General features: G+C 38.8%; 17 protein-coding genes. 5 read left to right on the plus strand and 12 right to left on the minus strand.

Annotated features, from left to right (window positions below):
• Positions 1-288: 288 nt before the first annotated feature.
• The 5 genes from BMX40_RS17875 to BMX40_RS17895 all read right to left on the minus strand — a co-directional run bounded on the left by BMX40_RS17875 (position 289) and on the right by BMX40_RS17895 (position 7,751).
• Entirely contained in the window at positions 289-1,137 is an 849-nt protein-coding gene (locus BMX40_RS17875) for a 3-hydroxybutyryl-CoA dehydrogenase (protein WP_090872516.1), read from the minus strand.
• A 111-nt stretch (positions 1,138-1,248) separates the two neighbouring features.
• On the minus strand, positions 1,249-2,433 hold the full coding sequence (locus BMX40_RS17880) for an acetyl-CoA C-acetyltransferase (RefSeq protein WP_090872518.1): 1,185 nt from the start codon (positions 2,431-2,433) through the stop codon (positions 1,249-1,251).
• A 229-nt stretch (positions 2,434-2,662) separates the two neighbouring features.
• Positions 2,663-4,768: a heterodisulfide reductase-related iron-sulfur binding cluster gene (locus BMX40_RS17885; RefSeq protein ID WP_090872520.1), complete on the minus strand. Its 2,106-nt coding sequence runs from the start codon at positions 4,766-4,768 to the stop codon at positions 2,663-2,665.
• Positions 4,769-5,646: 878 nt separating this feature from the next.
• The gene (gene argS / locus BMX40_RS17890; RefSeq protein ID WP_090872522.1) at positions 5,647-7,317 is read right to left on the minus strand and encodes an arginine--tRNA ligase; all 1,671 of its coding nucleotides are present in this window, start codon (positions 7,315-7,317) and stop codon (positions 5,647-5,649) included.
• Positions 7,314-7,751 carry a YwiB family protein gene (locus BMX40_RS17895; protein ID WP_090872523.1) on the minus strand — a complete coding sequence of 146 codons (438 nt, stop codon included), beginning with the start codon at positions 7,749-7,751 and terminating at the stop codon, positions 7,314-7,316. The genes argS and BMX40_RS17895 overlap by 4 nt, the downstream gene beginning before the upstream one ends.
• Before the next feature lie 217 nt (positions 7,752-7,968).
• On the opposite strand from BMX40_RS17895, the gene BMX40_RS17900 reads away from it, so the two are divergent.
• Complete coding sequence (locus BMX40_RS17900) at positions 7,969-10,035, plus strand: transglycosylase domain-containing protein (RefSeq protein ID WP_090872524.1); 2,067 nt, start codon at positions 7,969-7,971, stop codon at positions 10,033-10,035.
• Between the two features lie 416 nt (positions 10,036-10,451).
• On the opposite strand, the gene BMX40_RS17905 is transcribed toward BMX40_RS17900, so the two are convergent.
• The 3 genes from BMX40_RS17905 to BMX40_RS17915 all read right to left on the minus strand — a co-directional run bounded on the left by BMX40_RS17905 (position 10,452) and on the right by BMX40_RS17915 (position 12,874).
• Positions 10,452-10,976, minus strand: a complete 525-nt coding sequence (locus BMX40_RS17905) for a YwhD family protein (RefSeq protein ID WP_090872525.1) — start codon at positions 10,974-10,976, stop codon at positions 10,452-10,454.
• A gap of 85 nt (positions 10,977-11,061) precedes the next feature.
• Positions 11,062-11,568, minus strand: coding sequence for a YwgA family protein (locus BMX40_RS17910; RefSeq protein WP_090872526.1), 507 nt, complete (start codon positions 11,566-11,568; stop codon positions 11,062-11,064).
• Positions 11,558-12,874 carry an HD domain-containing protein gene (locus BMX40_RS17915; RefSeq protein WP_090872528.1) on the minus strand — a complete coding sequence of 439 codons (1,317 nt, stop codon included), beginning with the start codon at positions 12,872-12,874 and terminating at the stop codon, positions 11,558-11,560. The genes BMX40_RS17910 and BMX40_RS17915 overlap by 11 nt, the downstream gene beginning before the upstream one ends.
• Positions 12,875-13,046: 172 nt before the next feature.
• Here BMX40_RS17915 and BMX40_RS17920 point away from each other — a divergent pair, with 172 nt between their 5' ends.
• Positions 13,047-13,907 carry a lipoate--protein ligase family protein gene (locus BMX40_RS17920; protein ID WP_090872529.1) on the plus strand — a complete coding sequence of 287 codons (861 nt, stop codon included), beginning with the start codon at positions 13,047-13,049 and terminating at the stop codon, positions 13,905-13,907.
• Positions 13,908-14,030: 123 nt separating this feature from the next.
• Here the strand turns inward: BMX40_RS17920 and pta are convergent, their stop codons facing one another.
• Positions 14,031-14,999, minus strand: coding sequence for a phosphate acetyltransferase (pta, locus tag BMX40_RS17925; RefSeq protein ID WP_090872531.1), 969 nt, complete (start codon positions 14,997-14,999; stop codon positions 14,031-14,033).
• 299 nt (positions 15,000-15,298) lie between these two features.
• Between pta and hemQ the strand changes: the two genes are divergently transcribed.
• From hemQ to BMX40_RS17940, 3 genes are all read left to right on the plus strand, one after another.
• Positions 15,299-16,048 (plus strand): hydrogen peroxide-dependent heme synthase, encoded by a 750-nt coding sequence (gene hemQ / locus BMX40_RS17930; protein ID WP_090872533.1) that lies wholly within the window; start codon positions 15,299-15,301, stop codon positions 16,046-16,048.
• Between the two features lie 515 nt (positions 16,049-16,563).
• Complete coding sequence (gene gerQ, locus BMX40_RS17935; RefSeq protein ID WP_090872535.1) at positions 16,564-17,055, plus strand: spore coat protein GerQ; 492 nt, start codon at positions 16,564-16,566, stop codon at positions 17,053-17,055.
• A 194-nt stretch (positions 17,056-17,249) separates the two neighbouring features.
• Positions 17,250-17,516 (plus strand): hypothetical protein, encoded by a 267-nt coding sequence (locus BMX40_RS17940; protein ID WP_244513650.1) that lies wholly within the window; start codon positions 17,250-17,252, stop codon positions 17,514-17,516.
• On the opposite strand, the gene BMX40_RS17945 is transcribed toward BMX40_RS17940, so the two are convergent.
• The 3 genes from BMX40_RS17945 to BMX40_RS20430 all read right to left on the minus strand — a co-directional run bounded on the left by BMX40_RS17945 (position 17,511) and on the right by BMX40_RS20430 (position 18,575).
• The gene (locus BMX40_RS17945; protein ID WP_090872539.1) at positions 17,511-17,879 is read right to left on the minus strand and encodes a DUF423 domain-containing protein; all 369 of its coding nucleotides are present in this window, start codon (positions 17,877-17,879) and stop codon (positions 17,511-17,513) included. The two genes, BMX40_RS17940 and BMX40_RS17945, sit on opposite strands and share 6 nt — an antisense overlap.
• Positions 17,880-17,894: 15 nt before the next feature.
• Entirely contained in the window at positions 17,895-18,206 is a 312-nt protein-coding gene (locus BMX40_RS17950) for a YwdI family protein (protein WP_090872541.1), read from the minus strand.
• Positions 18,207-18,437: 231 nt separating this feature from the next.
• On the minus strand, positions 18,438-18,575 hold the full coding sequence (locus tag BMX40_RS20430; protein ID WP_170840843.1) for a hypothetical protein: 138 nt from the start codon (positions 18,573-18,575) through the stop codon (positions 18,438-18,440).
• Positions 18,576-18,604: the final 29 nt, after the last annotated feature.

Here is an 18,604-nt window from a genome sequence, read left to right on the forward strand (position 1 = left end):
GTTATCAACCATTTTCCAGGTGTTATCGACGTTCGTTCCAAGTTATCAACCGTTTTCCGGGTGTTATCGACGTTCGTTCCAAGTTATCAACCGTTTAAATGGAATTATCGACGTTCGCTCCATGTTATCAACCCTCCCCCTAGAGTTATCAACCGTTTCGCGGAAGTTATCAACCATTTCCCGAAGTTTATCAATCTTCCCTCGAAAGCTCGAAAGCCAAAAGGGCGCCACCACGTTTTCGAGAACTTGTATTAAGCCAAACCGTCCAGATCAAAAATCTCTACACCATTAATATTGGTAAAATCCTCGACCGGTTTTCTTCCCTAGCCATCCGGCTTTTACATATTTCCTTAGTAATGGACATGGGCGGTATTTACTGTCACCAAACCCTTCGTATAGAACCTCCATAATATAAAGACAAGTATCTAGTCCAATAAAATCCGCTAATGTTAATGGTCCCATTGGATGATTCATGCCAAGTTTCATCACGGTGTCAACATCCTCCGGTGATGCAACCCCTTCGTAAACGGTATATATTGCCTCATTAATCATTGGCATTAAGATACGATTCGAAACAAAGCCTGGAAAGTCATTTACTTCTACTGGTGTTTTGTTCAAATCGTTTGTCATTTTTTCAATAGCTTGATAGGTTGCATCACTTGTTTGTAAACCTCGAATAATCTCTACCAGTTTCATAACTGGTACTGGATTCATAAAATGCATCCCTATTACTTGATCTGGTCGATTGGTTACAGCAGCTATTTCAGTAATAGGTAGCGATGACGTATTCGAAGCTAAAATAGCATGTTTCGGTGTTATTTCATCTAATTGCTGAAATACTTTCGTTTTAACATCCATGTTTTCTACAACAGCTTCGATTACTAGATCACAAGATTTAGCATCTTCTAGGTTCGTAGACTTTGTTAACCTATCTAATGTACTGGTTTTATCTGCTTCCGAAATACGGTCCTTTTCAACTGCACGCGTTAATAATTTTTCAATAGTAGAAATCCCTTTATCAAGTGCTGCTTCCTTCATATCATGTAATAAAACATCAAATCCTGCTTGCGCACAGACTTGGGCAATACCTGATCCCATTTGCCCTGCACCAATTACCATTACTTTTTTTATTGCCATCGTTTATAACCTCCCCATCATTTGTGTCTCTGTTCCGTGACATGATGCTATGTTCTCTTCCGTTATTTTACTCCGTGTCTAAAGCTCTCTATATAGCTTCCGTTGTGTACCTTATTTCGGCACTTCAATTAATACGGCGTCTCCTTGGCCTCCACCACTGCAGATTGCAGCGATTCCTAATCCGCCCCCGCGACGTTTTAATTCATGGATTAGAGTTAGAATAATACGAGCTCCACTTGCACCGATTGGATGGCCAAGAGCAACGGCACCACCATTTACGTTAATTTTCTCAGGATCAACATCAGCAATTTGCCCGCTTGCCAGAGAAACAGCCGCAAATGCTTCATTGATTTCATAAAGATCTATATCATCCTTGGTGTATCCACTTTTCTCAAATAATTTATTGATTACAAGCCCTGGTGTTTGTGGAAAGTCTTTCGCCTCAACAGCCACTTCTGCATGCGCTAGTACAGTCGCCATCGGAGTTTTCCCTAATGCTTGTGCTTTTTCATCCGACATGACGACAAAGGCACACGCTCCATCATTAACTCCTGGAGCATTCCCAGCCGTAATTGTTCCATTTGGATCGAAAGCTGGACGTAGTTTTGCTAATTTTTCTACACTCGTATCTTTTCTTGGTGCTTCATCGGTATCAACAACAATCGGCTCCGCTTTACGTTGCGGTACCTCAACAGGAACAATCTCTTCAGCAAATTTTCCATCTTCCATTGCTTTGGCTGCACGTTGATGACTGCGATAGGACCATTCGTCTTGGGCTTCCCTGGTTAGTTCGAATTCATCAGCTGTTGAATTTCCATAGTTCCCCATATGTACACCGGTAAAGGAGCACGTAAGTCCATCATGAATCATTAAATCCTTGACGCTTTTATCGCCCATGCGATTTCCCCAGCGCGCATCTGGTAAAATATACGGTGCTTGTGACATACTCTCCATACCACCCGCAACAATGACATCCTCATCTCCTACACGGATTAATTGGTCTGCCAATGTAACACTGCGTAATCCTGAGGCACAAACCTTGTTAATTGTTTCTGTTTTTACATTCCAGTCAATCCCAGCTTCTCGTGCAGCTTGACGGGAAGGAATTTGCCCTTGACCGCCTTGTAGCACGGTACCCATAATTACTTCGTCAATTTCTGAACTGTCTAGTCCTGCACGTTCTAAAGCTTCGCGAATAGCCTTTCCTCCTAGCTGTGCTGCTGAAAACGATGACAAGGCCCCACCAAACTTACCAAATGGCGTTCTTGCTCCGGAAACAATAACTGTTTTTCTCATAAAAAATCTCCTCCTTATTTTTTCGCAGGTAGGAAGGAACTGAATCCTCCTATCTGTTGCAACACTACAATCAAAGGCATTGGTGATAAAACAAGTTTTCTATGTCTTTATTGATCCGTTCTAGCCTAAACAATCATCCGATGATAGCGCTTACTACATTCGATTGAACGCTCGCTCAACCTTTATGGATAATAAGAGGGGCCCCTTTTCAATGAACCCCTCTTTATTATTAAGCTGTTTTTTCTTCTTCTTCAACAAGTACGGATAATGCTAGAATTTCCGCAACATCCATTGTACTAATATCTTCTTCCACTTCTTTGGCTTTTGTACCGTCACTTAACATCGTTAAGCAATACGGGCAAGCACTAGAAATCATCGATGGTTGAACCGCAATTGCCTGTTCTGTACGAGCTACATTAATGCGATTTCCAGTAGTTTCTTCTGTCCACATTAATCCTCCACCAGCACCACAGCACATACCATTTTCACGGTTACGATCCATTTCTACGAGTTCTAAGCCTGGAATAGAACGTAAAATTTCTCTCGGTGGATCATAAACGCCATTATATCTACCTAGATAACATGAATCATGATAAGTCAATCGTTCGTTAATTGGTCGTTGTGGTTTTAACTTTCCGTTCATCACAAGATCATACAGCATTTGCGTATGGTGATAAACTTCTGCTTCAAATCCAAAATCCGGATATTCATTTTTAAAAATATTGTATGCATGTGGGTCAATCGTTACGATTTTCTTCACATCATGCTTGGTAAATTCTTTGATATTTTTCTCAGCAATCTCTTGGAATAAAAACTCATTCCCAATTCGACGAGCCGTGTCCCCTGAATTTGCCTCTTTGTTTCCTAAAATAGCAAAGCTGACACCTGCTTGGTTCATTAATTTAGCAAAAGCTAATGCAATTTTTTGACTACGGCTATCGAAGGATCCCATTGAACTAACCCAGAAAAGATAGTCAAAATCTTTTCCTTCTTTCTTTAATTCTTTTACCGTTGGGATATAAGCTGTCTCATCTGCTTCACGCCATTTGATACGATCTTTTTTGGAAAGGCCCCATGGGTTTCCTTGACGCTCGATATTCATAACTGCGCGCTGTACATCCGAGTCCATCTTACCTTCTGTCATTACAAGGTAACGACGTAGATCAATGATCTTATCAACATGTTCATTCATAACCGGACAAGCATCCTCACAGTTACGACATGTCGTACATGCATTAATTTCTTCTTCGGTAATAACGTCACCAATTAAATTCATACTTTGCACGGTTGCTGCGGCTTCGTTCTGTCCAGAACTGGCAAGATTCCCTTGCGTACTTGAAAATGCATAAGAAGGAACCCAAGCAGACTTCCCTGTAACAGCTGCACCTTTTTCCGTTAAGTGATCACGAATTTTAACCATTAGATCCATTGGTGATAGCATTTTTCCAGTACCTGACGCTGGACAAACATCGGTACAACGCCCGCACTCCACACATGCATAAAAGTCAATCATTTGCAGTTGTTCAAAATCTTCTACCTTCCCAACCCCAAATGAAATTTCCTCTTCGTTGTCTTCTTCATCTATCTCAAATTCTATTTTCTTCAATTTTCCTGGTACACGCTTACTGAAAAACACATTAACCGGCGCTGCAATTAAATGCGCGTGTTTCGATTGTGGTACATAAACAAGGAAAGTTAATAATGTGATGGTATGTATCCACCACGCAATATAGAAGAGCGTAACCGCTGCTGCTTCTGGAAGCCATGCAAAGGCTCCAGCTATTAAACTAGCAACAGGTTCGGTCCATGTCAGTTCTTCCCCATGCCAGATTAAAGCCATTCCATTTCCAAACAATACAGAAAGCATCAAGGTTCCAATAAAAATTAAAACAAGTCCTGCTTTGAAACCACGTTTAAGGCGAACCAACTTTTCAATGTAACGGCGATAAAATGCCCAAATAACCGCTACCAAGATCATTAACGTTACTAATTCTTGGAAGAAAGTAAACCCTGGATAAAAAATACCGAATGGTAAGTGACTCCCCGGTGCTAACCCTCTTACAATCATGTCAATCGCACCAAATTGAACTAGTATAAATCCGTAAAACATCATGACATGAATCGTACCAGACTTTTTATCCTTTAACAGCTTCGACTGTCCAAATACGATCTTTATGACTCGATTTACTCGTTCCTTTATATCCTTATCAAATTCCGATTTCTTACCAAGCTTAATATAAGCTACTCTAGTTGCAATTACTCTAGCAAATAGATAGATTGCATATACTGTGATAGCAATAAATGCAATTGTGTTAATGAGCAATAGATTATCCATTATGCCGATCCCCCTCATCTGTTATTATAGCGAAAAATGATAGCGATTTCACTTTTCAGAAAAATTTTTTTCGAAAAAATTGACTATCTCCCTTAATATTAAGATAGAAATTTAGACTACACCCGCTCTCCCTCGTTACAGATGGCCTCCCTTATAGATGTTATTTAATACTACTATAAATTATGAATGAACATTCAGTCAACCTATTTTTCAAAGGGAAGCGAGGGGACGGTTCTCTTGCTTCCTCCTAGTTACGAACTTGGCTATGTCTCAAGGGCTATGAGGAGAGTCTTTCGGTATGTTCATACAATATAGTAAAGATAGATTTTTCTCTAACCTGCAGAAAAAATCGGTTTACCTTTGGAATAAAATCCTAGGAAAACCTTTTCCTAAAACATAACGCTCCTCGCCCGTGTTAAAAAGCTGGTAGCCTCCATACCAAAACATATGAGATTCATTAACTCTTTAGGACACCAACCTTCAGCTTTGTTATTTCACTTCGTGTAACATCTTCTTGCTCCCCACCCAAAACCATACAAGGAGCATTATATTTCTTTTCTGATGGTATATAAAGTTCAATCAGTGGGGGCTTCATCACCCACTAATTGTTAGTTGACCGGATCGGATATTCGACTTTTTGTAGATCCTCTACTTTACCTTCTTTGTTTTACTTCATAAGTTTGAAATGGGGTTCTTAGGACTTACTGGACTAGCTAGCCTAGCATGTGCCACCATGCGATAGGTCGTCACATTTGTGCCGGCCAGCCAGCTATATGCAGTACAAATAAAAAGCTGGTAGCCGAGAAGGAAGCAGAAGAACCGTCCCACCGTTTCCACCAAAAAACCCCCATCTTCTTAAGAAGTGGGGATTGGGTTGGTTACATTTTTTCTGGGGCTTTTACTCCTATTATGTTTAGGCCGTTTGCTAGGGTGATTCGTACGGCTTTCATTAATGCGATTCGGGCACTTGTTAGTTCAGGATTATCCATATCAAGTACTTTTTCCGCATTATAAAAGCTGTGTAGTAATGAAGCTAAGTCAAACACATATTGCGTCACCTTATGGGGTGTTTGCTTTTCTGCTGCTTCTGCAATCATTTGTGGGAATTCTCCCAGCTTTTTCAATAGGTCAAGCTCTTTTTCTGCTGTTAATAGGTTTTGATCAAACGTTTGATTCACGTCGATTCCTTTGCTTTCAGCTTGTTTTAGCATCGTGCAAATTCGAGCATGTGCATATTGCACATAGAAGACAGGGTTATCATTTGACTGTGAACGTGCTAGCTCAAGATCAAAATCAAGCTGTGAATCATTCGAACGTGCAACAAAGAAATATCGTACGGCATCGACACCTACTTCATCCATTAACTCCCTTAAAGAAACAGCATTACCTGTTCGCTTGCTCATGCGAAGTTTTTCACCTTTTTCAAACAGGTTAACCATTTGGATGATTTTCACTTCAAGTTTTTCCGCTTCATAACCAAGTGCTTGAATGGCAGCCTTCATTCTAGGTATATACCCATGATGGTCAGCTCCCCAAACATTAATTAATTTATTAAATCCACGATCGAGTTTATTTTGATGGTAAGCGATATCTGGTGTTAAATACGTATATGCACCATCATTCTTGACTAATACGCGGTCCTTATCATCGTCAAAATCTGTGGAACGGAACCATGTAGCACCATCTTGTTCATAGACATAATTAGCCGCTTTTAGCTTATCTAAAACATCGGTGATCTCTTCATTTTTATATAAACTTCTTTCCGAGAACCAGTTATCAAACTCCACACGGAAATCCTTTAAGTCAGCTTCGATTTTTCCTAACTCATACTGCAAACCATACTCTTTGAAAAAAGCGATACGTTCTGCTTCGTCCTTATTGGCCCATTTATCTCCATGCTCTTTCGCAAGTGCTTTACCGATTTCTGTAATGTCTTCCCCGTGATAGCCATCCTCTGGCATCTCCGCATCTTGTCCAAGCGCTTGAAGGTAGCGAGCATTTACGGACAATGCTAGATTATCAATTTGATTCCCTGCATCATTGATATAGTATTCACGCTCAACCTCATAACCAGCAGTTGCTAATACATTACATAGTACGTCTCCAAATGCCGCTCCACGTGCGTGACCTAAGTGTAGGTTACCGGTCGGGTTTACGGAAACAAACTCCACTTGAACTTTCTCACCTTTACCTACATCGGTTTTTCCATAATCATTTTCTGCTTTAAGAATTGTTGGAATGATGTCGGTTAAAAAGTCATTTTTCATAAAAAAGTTAATAAATCCAGGTCCCGCAATTTCGACTTTTTCTACAGATGCTTTTGCCTCATCTAAATTTGCAACAATATCCTCGGCAATTTGTCTTGGAGCTTTCTTCGCAATACGAGCTAGCTGCATGGCAATATTTGTTGCAAAATCTCCATGTGCTTTATCTTTTGGCTTTTCCAAAATTATCGCTGGGATTTCTTCCTTAGTAGCTAGTTCTGCTTGCAGCACTGCGGCACCTATTTGTTCTTTTAATGTGTTTTCGGTTTGTGCCAAAACGTTCATTGTGAATCCTCCTCTTGATCTTTGTATGTTAACTGTAACGCGTGTTTTCGCTCTGTCTGTCCATTTAATTTCACGGTATAGTCAATCGTCAGCCGACCTGATTGTTCATCATTTATTGGACGGTAATAAACTTCATCTGTATATGTCTCCATATGAATATTTCCATGTGGATGACGAAATACATTTTCTGTTGTCTGATTCAATCGGAACTGTTGATGCATGGATACGACACCAGATCGTTTAATGCTTACTTTTCCTTGTTGAATCGTGATCATATTATTAATTTGCTGTCCGTCCTCTGTTTGCTCCTCAAATGTAAGTACATCCATGTTTTGCTTATGATGAAATACACCTTGTTGCATTGTGTTACTTCGTTCTTTCTGTCCATTATCTTCAATGGTAGTTTCAAGTTCTACCATTACTTTTCGACTCATGTAAATCGCCTCTACAATCATACATATAATTTACTATTATAGCTATAAATGACAGTATTAATCAATCGATAATATTATTGCCACTAATCATTTATTTTTTTCGATTGTAGTAATAGAAGAAGTTTAATTCTCTCGGAGTTTTCCCATAATGAATGTTATACAAGATTCTACAAAATTTTAGTATACGAATTCTGCTAATAAATTGGAGTTATTTATGATGGGAAAAAGAAATCGCACTAAAAAAATTAGAAAGCTTCTATTCAAAATTGGATTAGGGGTTACAGCGTTAGGTATTATTTTTATAGCTGGGGTTTACGGATATGCATTTATACTTGGCCCACCAAACCTAACTAGCGACCAAAACACCATCTACTATAGTGAAGCTGGTGAAGTGATCGGTGAGGAACGTGGGCAAGAGAATCGGTATTGGATTAACTTAGATGAAATGCCACCAGAATTAATCGATGCAACTTTGTTAACAGAAGATAAACGATTTTACCAGCATCACGGATTTGATATCAAACGAATCCTTGCTGCAATCATCTCGGATATCAAAACCCTTTCTCTCAAAGAGGGAGCAAGCACACTATCCCAGCAGTATGCTCGAAACCTTTTTCTATCTCATGAAAAAACATGGATGAGAAAGCTAAAAGAAGCATTTTATACCATAAGGCTCGAGATATTCTATTCCAAAGATGAAATACTAGAAGGCTACTTAAATACAGTCTACTATGGGCATGGTGCCTATGGAATTGAAACTGCTAGTAAATATTTCTTTGGAAAATCAGCAGATGACTTAACGGTGGCAGAAGCAGCCATGCTTACTGGGGTACCAAAGGGTCCAACCTATTATTCTCCTTTAAACGATGAAGCTAGAGCTACCCAAAGACAGCAACAAATCCTAAAGAATATGCACCAAGAGAATGTGATATCCGATGAAGAGTTTTATTTAGCAGAACGCGAGGATTTACAATATGCCAAACATTTAGACGGGAAAAACAATCGGATTGGTCCGTATTTTCAAGATACTGTCTTAAATGAAGCAGCGAATATATTACAGCTAGATGTAGAGTCCATTCGTTCTGGAGGATTTGAGATCTTCACCACGTTAAATATAGAAGCCCAACAGGCTTTAGAGTCAAGCATTCAAAAAAATGTTCCAGAGGATAGTGAAGTAGAAATTGGTTCGTTAGCAATGGATCCTAAAAGTGGTGCCATTCGAGCGATGGTTGGTGGTCGAGATTATAAACGAAGTCCGTTTAATCGAACCATACAGGCAAAACGAATGCCAGGGTCAACCTTCAAACCCTTTCTTTACTATGCGGCTCTTCATAAAGGTTATACCGCTAGCACCATGCAAATGAGCAAGCCAACGACATTTGAATTAGAGGATGGAAATGTCTATCAACCAAGCAACTATAATGATTATTATGCCAATGAGCCAATTACTCTAGCACAGGCAATTGCCTTATCAGATAATGTTTATGCCGTAAGAACAAATATGTTCCTCGGAACGGAAACCTTGATCAATACAGCAAAGCAGTTTGGAATAAACAGCGAATTACCAGATGTACCTTCTCTGGCTCTAGGAACAGGTTCTGTTACGATGAAGGAAATGGTAACAGGATATGGAAGACTAGCCAACGGCGGGAAGGATATAAACGGCTATACGATTGAACAAATTGTGGATAGAGAAGGGAAGATCATTTATGAACGTGGAGAGCCTTCTCACCGCCTTGTGCTTGATCCCCAAAAAGTCTTCATCCTTACCCAGTTAATGACTGGAATTTTTGATGAGTCCTTAAATGGGTATATGTCTGTAACTGGATCTTCGATTGCAGATCAGCTTTCCCGAACATATGCGGGAAAAACTGGTTCAACCAATACCGATAGCTGGATGATTGGATATAGTCCGAATTTAGTTGCAGGTGTATGGACAGGTTATGATGATAACCGAAGATTAGAAAAACCACCGGAACGACAATATTCCAGGAAGATCTGGGCAGGATTTATGGAAGATGTTCATGAGGACTTACCAGTGGAGCATTTTGATGCACCTGGAGGTCTCGTAGCAGTCCCTATCGATCCTGAGACCGGCTATCGTGCCACCCCGTATTGTGATTCTAGTACGGTTATGTTTTTCGAAAAAGGAACTGAACCAGACTACCATTGTCTAGAACACATGCATGGAGATGAAGATGGGGACATAGAAGAACTTCATGAAAAAGACACGACTGAAGAGAAAGGTACATTTGAGAAATGGTTTGAAGTATTTTTTGATTAAGGGCTGATGACGAGCGTGGGCTGGCTGCGTAAAAGGAATTAATTGGTGGAAATTGTGAGTTGTGTGTTCTCAATGATGGTTAAATCTTTCTTCCGATAATTGCGCACTCCCGTCCGATAATCATGTTCTTGTTCGAAATTTGCATGCTCTCGTCCGATGTTTGCGGGTTCTAGTCCAATGATCTCGCGCTCTCGGCCGCTGTTAGCGTGTTAGCGTGCTTCACCAAACCAAAAAAAGAAGCTGACTCCCATAAGTCCGCCTTATAGTTGAGTCAGCTTCTTTTTTGTCCTAGTAATACATGAGTAAGCCCATGTATACATATTTTACAAAGTTCCATTCAAAAGTACAACATTTCTGCTAAATATTCACGATTCAGTCACAAAAAGTTCAAAATTAAAAAGCCGGTCTTTTTTAGCTTATTCGGGTAAAGCTTCTTTCAGCTCGTCTGTAGAGTTTTCCCACATTTCCTCGTTAAAGTCAGCTAGAAAATCTCGTAGTAATTTTTTAGAATGTTCGTCCATATGTTCAACAATGATATGCCCTTTAAGTGATTTCTCCATACGTGTCACATGCTCTGGCATGGATTTATAGGCACGTTTAATTTCACGGTCCACACGAATTTCGCATCCCGTTACTCCTGCATAATATGGATCGCCATTTTCATTTCGATCTACATTCACCCACACGATCCAATATAACTTTCCGTTTGGAACAGCGTCCTTATCCGGTAAAAACTTCACGCGACGCTCTACATCACTACGGGCATGCATTGCTCCCATATCAACATAGGCTTTATCCTCGTTTGGATCAACAATTACAGATGACATGTTTTCTAAGCTAATTGCACCAACACCATAGCCTCCATGTCCATCATTGGAATCGTCTTTTATAATAGTAAATGAGTTATTCTTCTTTTTATTTGAAGATTGATCTGAGCTCATACGTGATCCTCCTTCTCAAGTTCTGTGCTATTCATTGTAGCATAACTGGAAAGGCTATTTCACGTTTCCACTATATCTTTTGTGCTTACTGTAATAAGCCTTGCTTCAATTCATCGATAAATTGCCACGCTTCATTAATTTCTTCATCACTATATTTCTGTTTTGGTTTTACCGTGTGAATCTTTTCTTCTACTTCAGCACGTGGTAGCTCATGGAAGTACAGCATCGTTGATACTAATTCCAAAAAGCGTGCACTTTTTCCGTTTAGCTTTCCTACTTGCTCTTGGTAATTGGGCATGTCCAACGCGAATTGATCTAAAAACTGTAATCCATCATTCGTAATTCGATAATGATATTGATAATAATTGCTTTTTTCCTCTTTTTCTTCTTGAACAAACCCTAGATTACATAGCTCTTCCATTCTTAACGAAAGCTCTTCCGAATACGGTCCATAAAAATGGAATTGGTATTTTTCTTCAAATGGTACTCCTAGTGATTGTAGAATGTACACCATTTTTTGTAATTTTTTCCGTCCGGTTACTTCTTTTGCCTCTAGAAAGAATTGCATTAGTTTGGCATGATTATTTAGCATCAAATACATCTCCTTGACCATACAAAATTTCTTTTATTTCCTTTGCTTTCTTCTGATCTTCTATGTTTTCCAGAATGTCCTTTGGAAAATATAATTTATGATCGGTACGTTTTTTACCAGAAATCGATTCTACGATATCCGAATGTCTCGATAACTCCTTTAATCCTCCACCTGGCATTAGTAAATGAATCGGCAATCTTTCTTCTTCTTCACCAGGACGATAAAAATCATATGGTAGGTCAGAAGAAGAATCAACAACAAGATAATACTCTGGGTCGATCCCAATCTCTTGGAATAACTTATGAAGCTTCATCCACTCATTCATTTGCTTATTTGGATTAAATTCCACATATTTAAATAAACGACGATTAATAAATCGTTCACATAGGTCTCTTAGAATAAAATCGTCTTCTTCTTGCCATAATTGGAAATAATAATGGACAATCCCCTCGTCCAGCTTTAGGTACTCTGCTAATGATACGTCACCAGAGAAAAAGGACAGGAAGTGTGTTGGTTTCAGCTTAAATTCATAATTATTTTCGTATAAGTCCTTTGCCCGGTGTAAAATTTTCGATAAAATGACTTCCGCACTCCGTGTTACTGGGTGAAAATAAACTTGCCAATACATTTGATAACGACTCATAATGTAATCTTCTACTGCATGCATACCAGAGGATTTAATTACAACTTGATCCTCTGTCGGGCGCATAACACGTAAAATCCGTTCCATATCAAAATGACCATAGCTGACACCTGTGAAATATGCATCGCGTTGCAAGTAATCCATACGGTCTGCATCAATTTGACTGGAAATCAAACTAACTACTAGCTTATCTGAATAGGTTTTTCCGATCACATCAGCAACATCTTGCGCAAATCCCGGTCGGACCCGTTCCAAAATGCCATGAACATATGTATCCCCTAGAATTATTTGCTGGGTGAAATATTCATGATCCAATTTAAATACTTTTTCAAACGAATGGGAAAACGGACCATGTCCCAAATCGTGCAATAAAGCCGCGCAAAGACAAAGCAGGCGTTCATCGTTATTCCAATGCGCGCGATCCTTGAAGTTATAAATAATTCTTCGCACAATTTCATAAACACCTAATGAATGATTAAACCGACTATGTTCCGCACCATGGAATGTTAAATTTGTTGTTCCTAGCTGTTTAATCCGACGCAGTCGTTGAAATTCTGGAGTTGCGATTAAATCCCATATCACACGGTCCCGAACGTGAATATAGCGGTGAACAGGGTCTTTAAATACTTTTTCTTCATTTAATTGTTCATCTTTGTATGCCATTTATCTTTCAACCCGTTTCTTTTCGATGTTTTTGGAAAATACCTTCTTACATCTTCTATACGTATCTACTAATTACCATAAAGAATTGGCAAATAGTCAAGTTTTCTAATATTATATAATAGATATCATGTGGAAAAAAGACGTAATTCGAACTTTTATAGAGGAGACTGTCATGAAAAACTGGGAAGAAATCATACACCATCAGAGGTTTCGATACATTGACCAATCAGAAGAAAAATTTTTTCAAGGTGTGGCAAATTCTGCAATGACATCATTTGCCATTGATGATGCATTGGCAACATCGATTAGCAATGGAGACTCTCCTCCAGCTGTTCGATTGTGGGTTCATCCGAAGACAATTGTACTTGGCATTCCCGATGCCCGTCTCCCCTATTTGGAAGATGGGGTAAAACCATTAGCAGATGCTGGATATCATGTTGTCGTTCGCAATTCAGGCGGACTAGCAGTTGCATTGGATGAAGGGGTATTAAATCTGTCGCTTATACTGCCCGGTGTTAAGGACCTATCCATACATGAATGCTATGAGGCAATGGTAAGCTTCATTCGATATATGCTACAAGATGTAACAAAGGATATTGAAGCATATGAAATTGTCGAATCCTATTGTCCTGGAGATTATGATTTAAGCATTAATGGCAAAAAGTTTGCCGGGATTTCTCAACGTCGTATTAAAGATGCTGCAGCTATTCAAATATATCTAGATGTCGAAGGGAATAGCTTGGAACGGGCATCCATTATCCGCAATTTTTACGACCTTGGAATTAAAGGAGAAGAAACAAAATTCACCTACCCTAATGTCAATCCTGAGGTAATGGGCTCCCTATCCGATCTACTAAATCAACCTTTAACCGTTGCGGAAATGAAAGAAAGAACAAAAGCTGCAATGACACAGTTGAGTGGTCAACTGATAGATGGTACCTCCTTTTCAAAAGAAGAAATTTCAACATTTCATAAACGGTATGAGCAGATGGTAAAAAGAAACGAAAAGGTACAAGAGATAGTAACGAATTAATTATCGGATTGTCTTTTTTAAAATAAAATTATGGATAAAAAGAAGCTCGCAACTATGGTGACCTCTGAAAGTTAGAGAAAAAATCTAACTTTTGAGGATAACCATCAATGCGAGCTTTTTACGTTATGCCTGAGCAGCTGTTATTAATGCTAAGTTATATACATCCTCTGCACTGCAGCCACGTGATAAGTCATTTACTGGTTTGTTTAAACCTTGAAGGATTGGACCAACTGCCTCAAAACCACCAAGACGTTGGGCGATTTTATAACCAATGTTTCCAGCTTCTAGGCTTGGGAAAACAAATACATTTGCATCCCCTTTAATCTCAGATTCTGGTGCTTTTTTCGCTGCAACACTTGGAACAAAGGCCGCGTCAAATTGAAATTCACCATCAATAACAAGTGATGGATCCTTTTCCTTTGCAATTTGCAATGCCTGCTCTACCTTTTCAGTTTCTTCCGATTTCGCTGAACCTTTTGTCGAGAAGCTAAGCATCGCAACGCGTGGGTCCACACCAAATAATTTTCCTGTTTCAGCAGATCCAACCGCAATCTCCGCTAAATCATTGCTATCTGGCGCGATATTAATCGCACAATCCGCAAATACGTATTTCTCTTCATCCCGAACCATGATAAACACACCGGACGTTTTCTTAATTCCTTCTTTTGTTTTAATAATTTGTAGTGCTGGACGAACAGTGTCTGCTGTAGAATGAGCTGCACCACTAACAAGACCATCCGCTTCATTCATGTATACAAGCATCGTACCGAAATAATTTTCATCCAATAGGATCTTGCGAGCATCTTCTTCTGTTGCTTTTCCTTTACGACGCTCGACAAAAGCTGCGACCATGTCATCCATTTTTTCATATTCACTTGGGTTAATCATGTCACACTTAGAAATGTCCACATCTGTTTGCTGCGCTGTTTGTTCCATTTCTTGTTTGTTGCCGATAAGTATTGGTTTCAAAATACCCTCTGTACTCAACTTACTTGCTGCTGTTAAAATACGCTCATCTGTCCCCTCAGGAAAGACAATTGTTTTATCTGCGCCTTTGATCTTTGCTGTTAATTCATCAAATAAGTTACTCATTTCAATACCTCCATTTAATCTATGTCCATAATATGTATCAACTAATGAAATTTTAGCCATGTCCATTACAGATAATAGTATATTTCGCGAAACAGTTAAAGGAATCACACTCCGCAATTATTGACAAATTGTTGACATTGTTCCTTTTGCCGTGTCCTCTCCTTTCTAAAAACCTTGAAAAATCAACGTTTTCACAGTTTGTTCAAAAAGACCTCGTCCGTGATTAACATTCCCTTGTTGTGATATAGTAAATACATAATCAAATTAAAAACCTTCTTAACATAAAGGAGAGATACATAATGGTAGAAGCAGTCGAAACAATGGATGGTTGGTGGAGCCTACACGATTTACGTACAATTGATTGGGCATCCTGGAAGTTAGCATCCGAAGCAGAAAGACAAGAAGCAATTAAAAGTTTTGAAAAGCTGGTCACTAAATGGGATACAGTGGAGGAAGCAAAAAATGGCAGTCATGCCATGTATAAAGTTGTTGGACAAAAAGCAGATCTAATGTTCATGTTCCTACGTCCAACCTTGGATGAGATCAACGAATTAGAAACCGAGTTCAATAAATCTAAATTTGCTGAGTTCTTAATTCCTGCTCATTCTTATGTTTCCATTATTGAGCTTTCTAAATATCGTCCTGCAAAAGATGGTGTCGACCCAGAAACATTACCAGAAACACAAGCACGATTAAAACCAATCCTACCAAAATGGGAACATATTTGTTTTTACCCAATGGACAGACGTCGTGCAGGTGATGAAAATTGGTATACACTTGAAAAGAATGTTCGTGGTAAATTACTTTATGAACACAGTTTGACTGGCCGTAAATACGCAAATAAGATCAAACAATTCATTACAGGTTCTATCGGACTAGATAACTGGGAATGGGGAGTTACCTTATTTGCACACGATCCTTTAGAATTCAAGAAAATCGTATATGAAATGCGCTTTGATGAAGTAAGCTCTAAATATGGGGAGTTTGGTGAATTCTTTATCGGAAATATCCTGAAAAAAGAAGATATTGCATCCTTCCTACATGTATAGAGAACCTCATATAGCATGCGAAATCGTGATGATTTCGCATGCTTTTTTTATGTAACAAGCTTGTTACTGGGATGAACTGGTTGTTGACCTCCATAACATAATTTTATTACTAGTGCGTTTTGGCCTTCATTCCCTCTATGAAACCAATTACATCCACTTATTCATTCATACTCATACTCCTTCGCTCTCTAACATAAGAATATATTAGTAATCAAATCAACCTAACCATGTACAAATTCCCAAAAAACTGTCATCTATTTGCCCATATTTGCATACATATAATCTGAGTAAACTTTGCAGCAAGGTATACAGAATTGAGGTGTCATACTGGTTGATATTTTGGAATTAGACGTCAATTTCCTGCATTGTGGTTCGACCAATGGAGTACAGAGAGGTTAAAGTTGTTTCTACACTCCATCTCAAGCTGATTACCTTATTTGATATGATCACAGGTAGTTGAATTTATCAGTGCCTGTGAAGTATACCTATGTACTATATTTTAGGAGGTTTTATAAATGAGTGAAAGTCCAGAAAAGAACCAAAAACAACAATATAATAATGGTCAATACCCTTATTACTACTTTCCACAATCATCTCCAGCATTTTATCCAGCTTATAATTACAGACAATTTCAATATCCTCAGACACAGCAAATGCCTCAGCAGCAAATACCTCAGCAACAAATACCACAGCAGCAGGCACCAGATGTACCGGGAATGCTTCCGATGGAGCAATCCTATATTGAAAACATTTTACGGTTAAATCGTGGAAAGCAAGCAACGGTATATATGACATTCGAAGGAAACAAAGAATGGAATGCGAAAAAATTTAGAGGTATCATTGAGGCTGCAGGTCGAGACCATATTATACTTAGCGACCCACAAACAGGAAAACGCTATTTATTATTAATGGTTTACTTGGACTATGTGACTTTCGATGAGGAACTTAACTATGAATATCCTTACGGGGCAACAACAGGTCAATTTTCAAGTTTTTCTCCTAGATAAACCTGTATTCAGAGGGGGCATATCTCCTGCTATTTAATGAATGCAACGGACATTTGACTCTCAGTTGATCCCCACTTAAGTTTCCTAGTTTTACCCTCCTAGGTTTGAAGCGGAGGTCTTATGCCAGTTCTATAAGGGATTTATTATGTAAAAGAGGATGGTACATTTTGTACCATCCTCCTCTATAACCATCGATGCGGGGCGATTTAATGCGACATCCTTATGAAAAATTTATTATCGGTGAATTGGCTACAATAGGACTTGCTATTATCCTTGGACTAATAGCCATTATTCAGGTTAGCATTATTCTAATCATCCTAAGCTTATATTTAGTAGCAGTAAGCCTGCTTTGTGACGGACTTATTGCTATGCATACATTCAAAAAGCAACACGCAGGAAAGCAATTTTTACGTGCGACTTCCATTTTTTTGTTAGCTACCTTTTTTCTACTGTACTTATAAGAATTTTACAACTGCATAACCAAGCAATACCCAACCAATTAAAAAGGCAACTCCTCCAAGTGGTGTAATCATAGCAAAGGTTTTTATTCCCGATATCGAATAGATATAAAGACTACCGGAGAATAGTAGAATACCAATAAAAAATGTCCATCCAGCCCACTGTATTCCAGCCGTTTCAATCCTTGTTATAAGTAATCCTGTCACAAGTAATGCCATGGTATGAAACATTTGATAGTTTACAGCTTTTTCCCACGTATTCAATGCTTTCTCAGACAGTTTCCCCTCTAGTCCATGTGCACCAAATGCACCTAGGGCAACAGCTAAAAACCCATTTAGAGCACCCAATAGTAAAAATAGCTTCATTTATATCTCTCCCTACTAAAAATCAAAAAGTGATTTGCCGTTTGCATCGTCTTCATCAAGAGCTGTTGTTTTTCGATAAGAGGTATTAGACTTCGACGTTGTCGAATTCGTCTCTCCCAACATTGCTTTCATTTCTTCTGGAGTTATCTCCTCATTCAAATCGTTTGAAGAGAAGTCTTCTTCCAGTTCTTTTTCTGGCAAAAATAGATCACATAATAAACGGACATTTTCAATATGTTTTCGTTTCTTTGATTGATTCGATTGTTTGTTTGCCTTTTGCAATTCTTGAATCATTTTCTCAATGATTGTCTCATCAGCGACTGCCATGCCGACAACTCCTTTACTAAAAATAACCTTAGAAATTAGTATACCATTTTTTGAACCTGGTGAAATCCGATAAGGTTTTTAAACCAATTAAAAAAAGCCCCTTATTGGCAATTGCCTAGGCTTCATCGTAAGTTATTTCTCGTATTCCGATCTGATATGTAGTGAATATTCGTTCGCTTCTATGTTTTTGCGCCAAACAATTTCATTAGGTGTACAAGAAAGAACAATCATTTAACTAATACATTTTTTCTTTCTTTCTTCCTCTATATAGCGCTCAGAAACCCATTGCAAAAACTCAACTTCTTGTTCAAGAAGCTTTCGACCAAGTTTTTTTTCCGTATCCCTACATAATTGCAAAAAGCTCTTCATACGCTATACCCCCCCACGAAATACTATCC

Source organism: Oceanobacillus limi (assembly GCF_900111445.1).
In the GTDB taxonomy this organism is placed as follows: Bacteria; Bacillota; Bacilli; order Bacillales; family Amphibacillaceae; genus Ornithinibacillus; species Ornithinibacillus limi.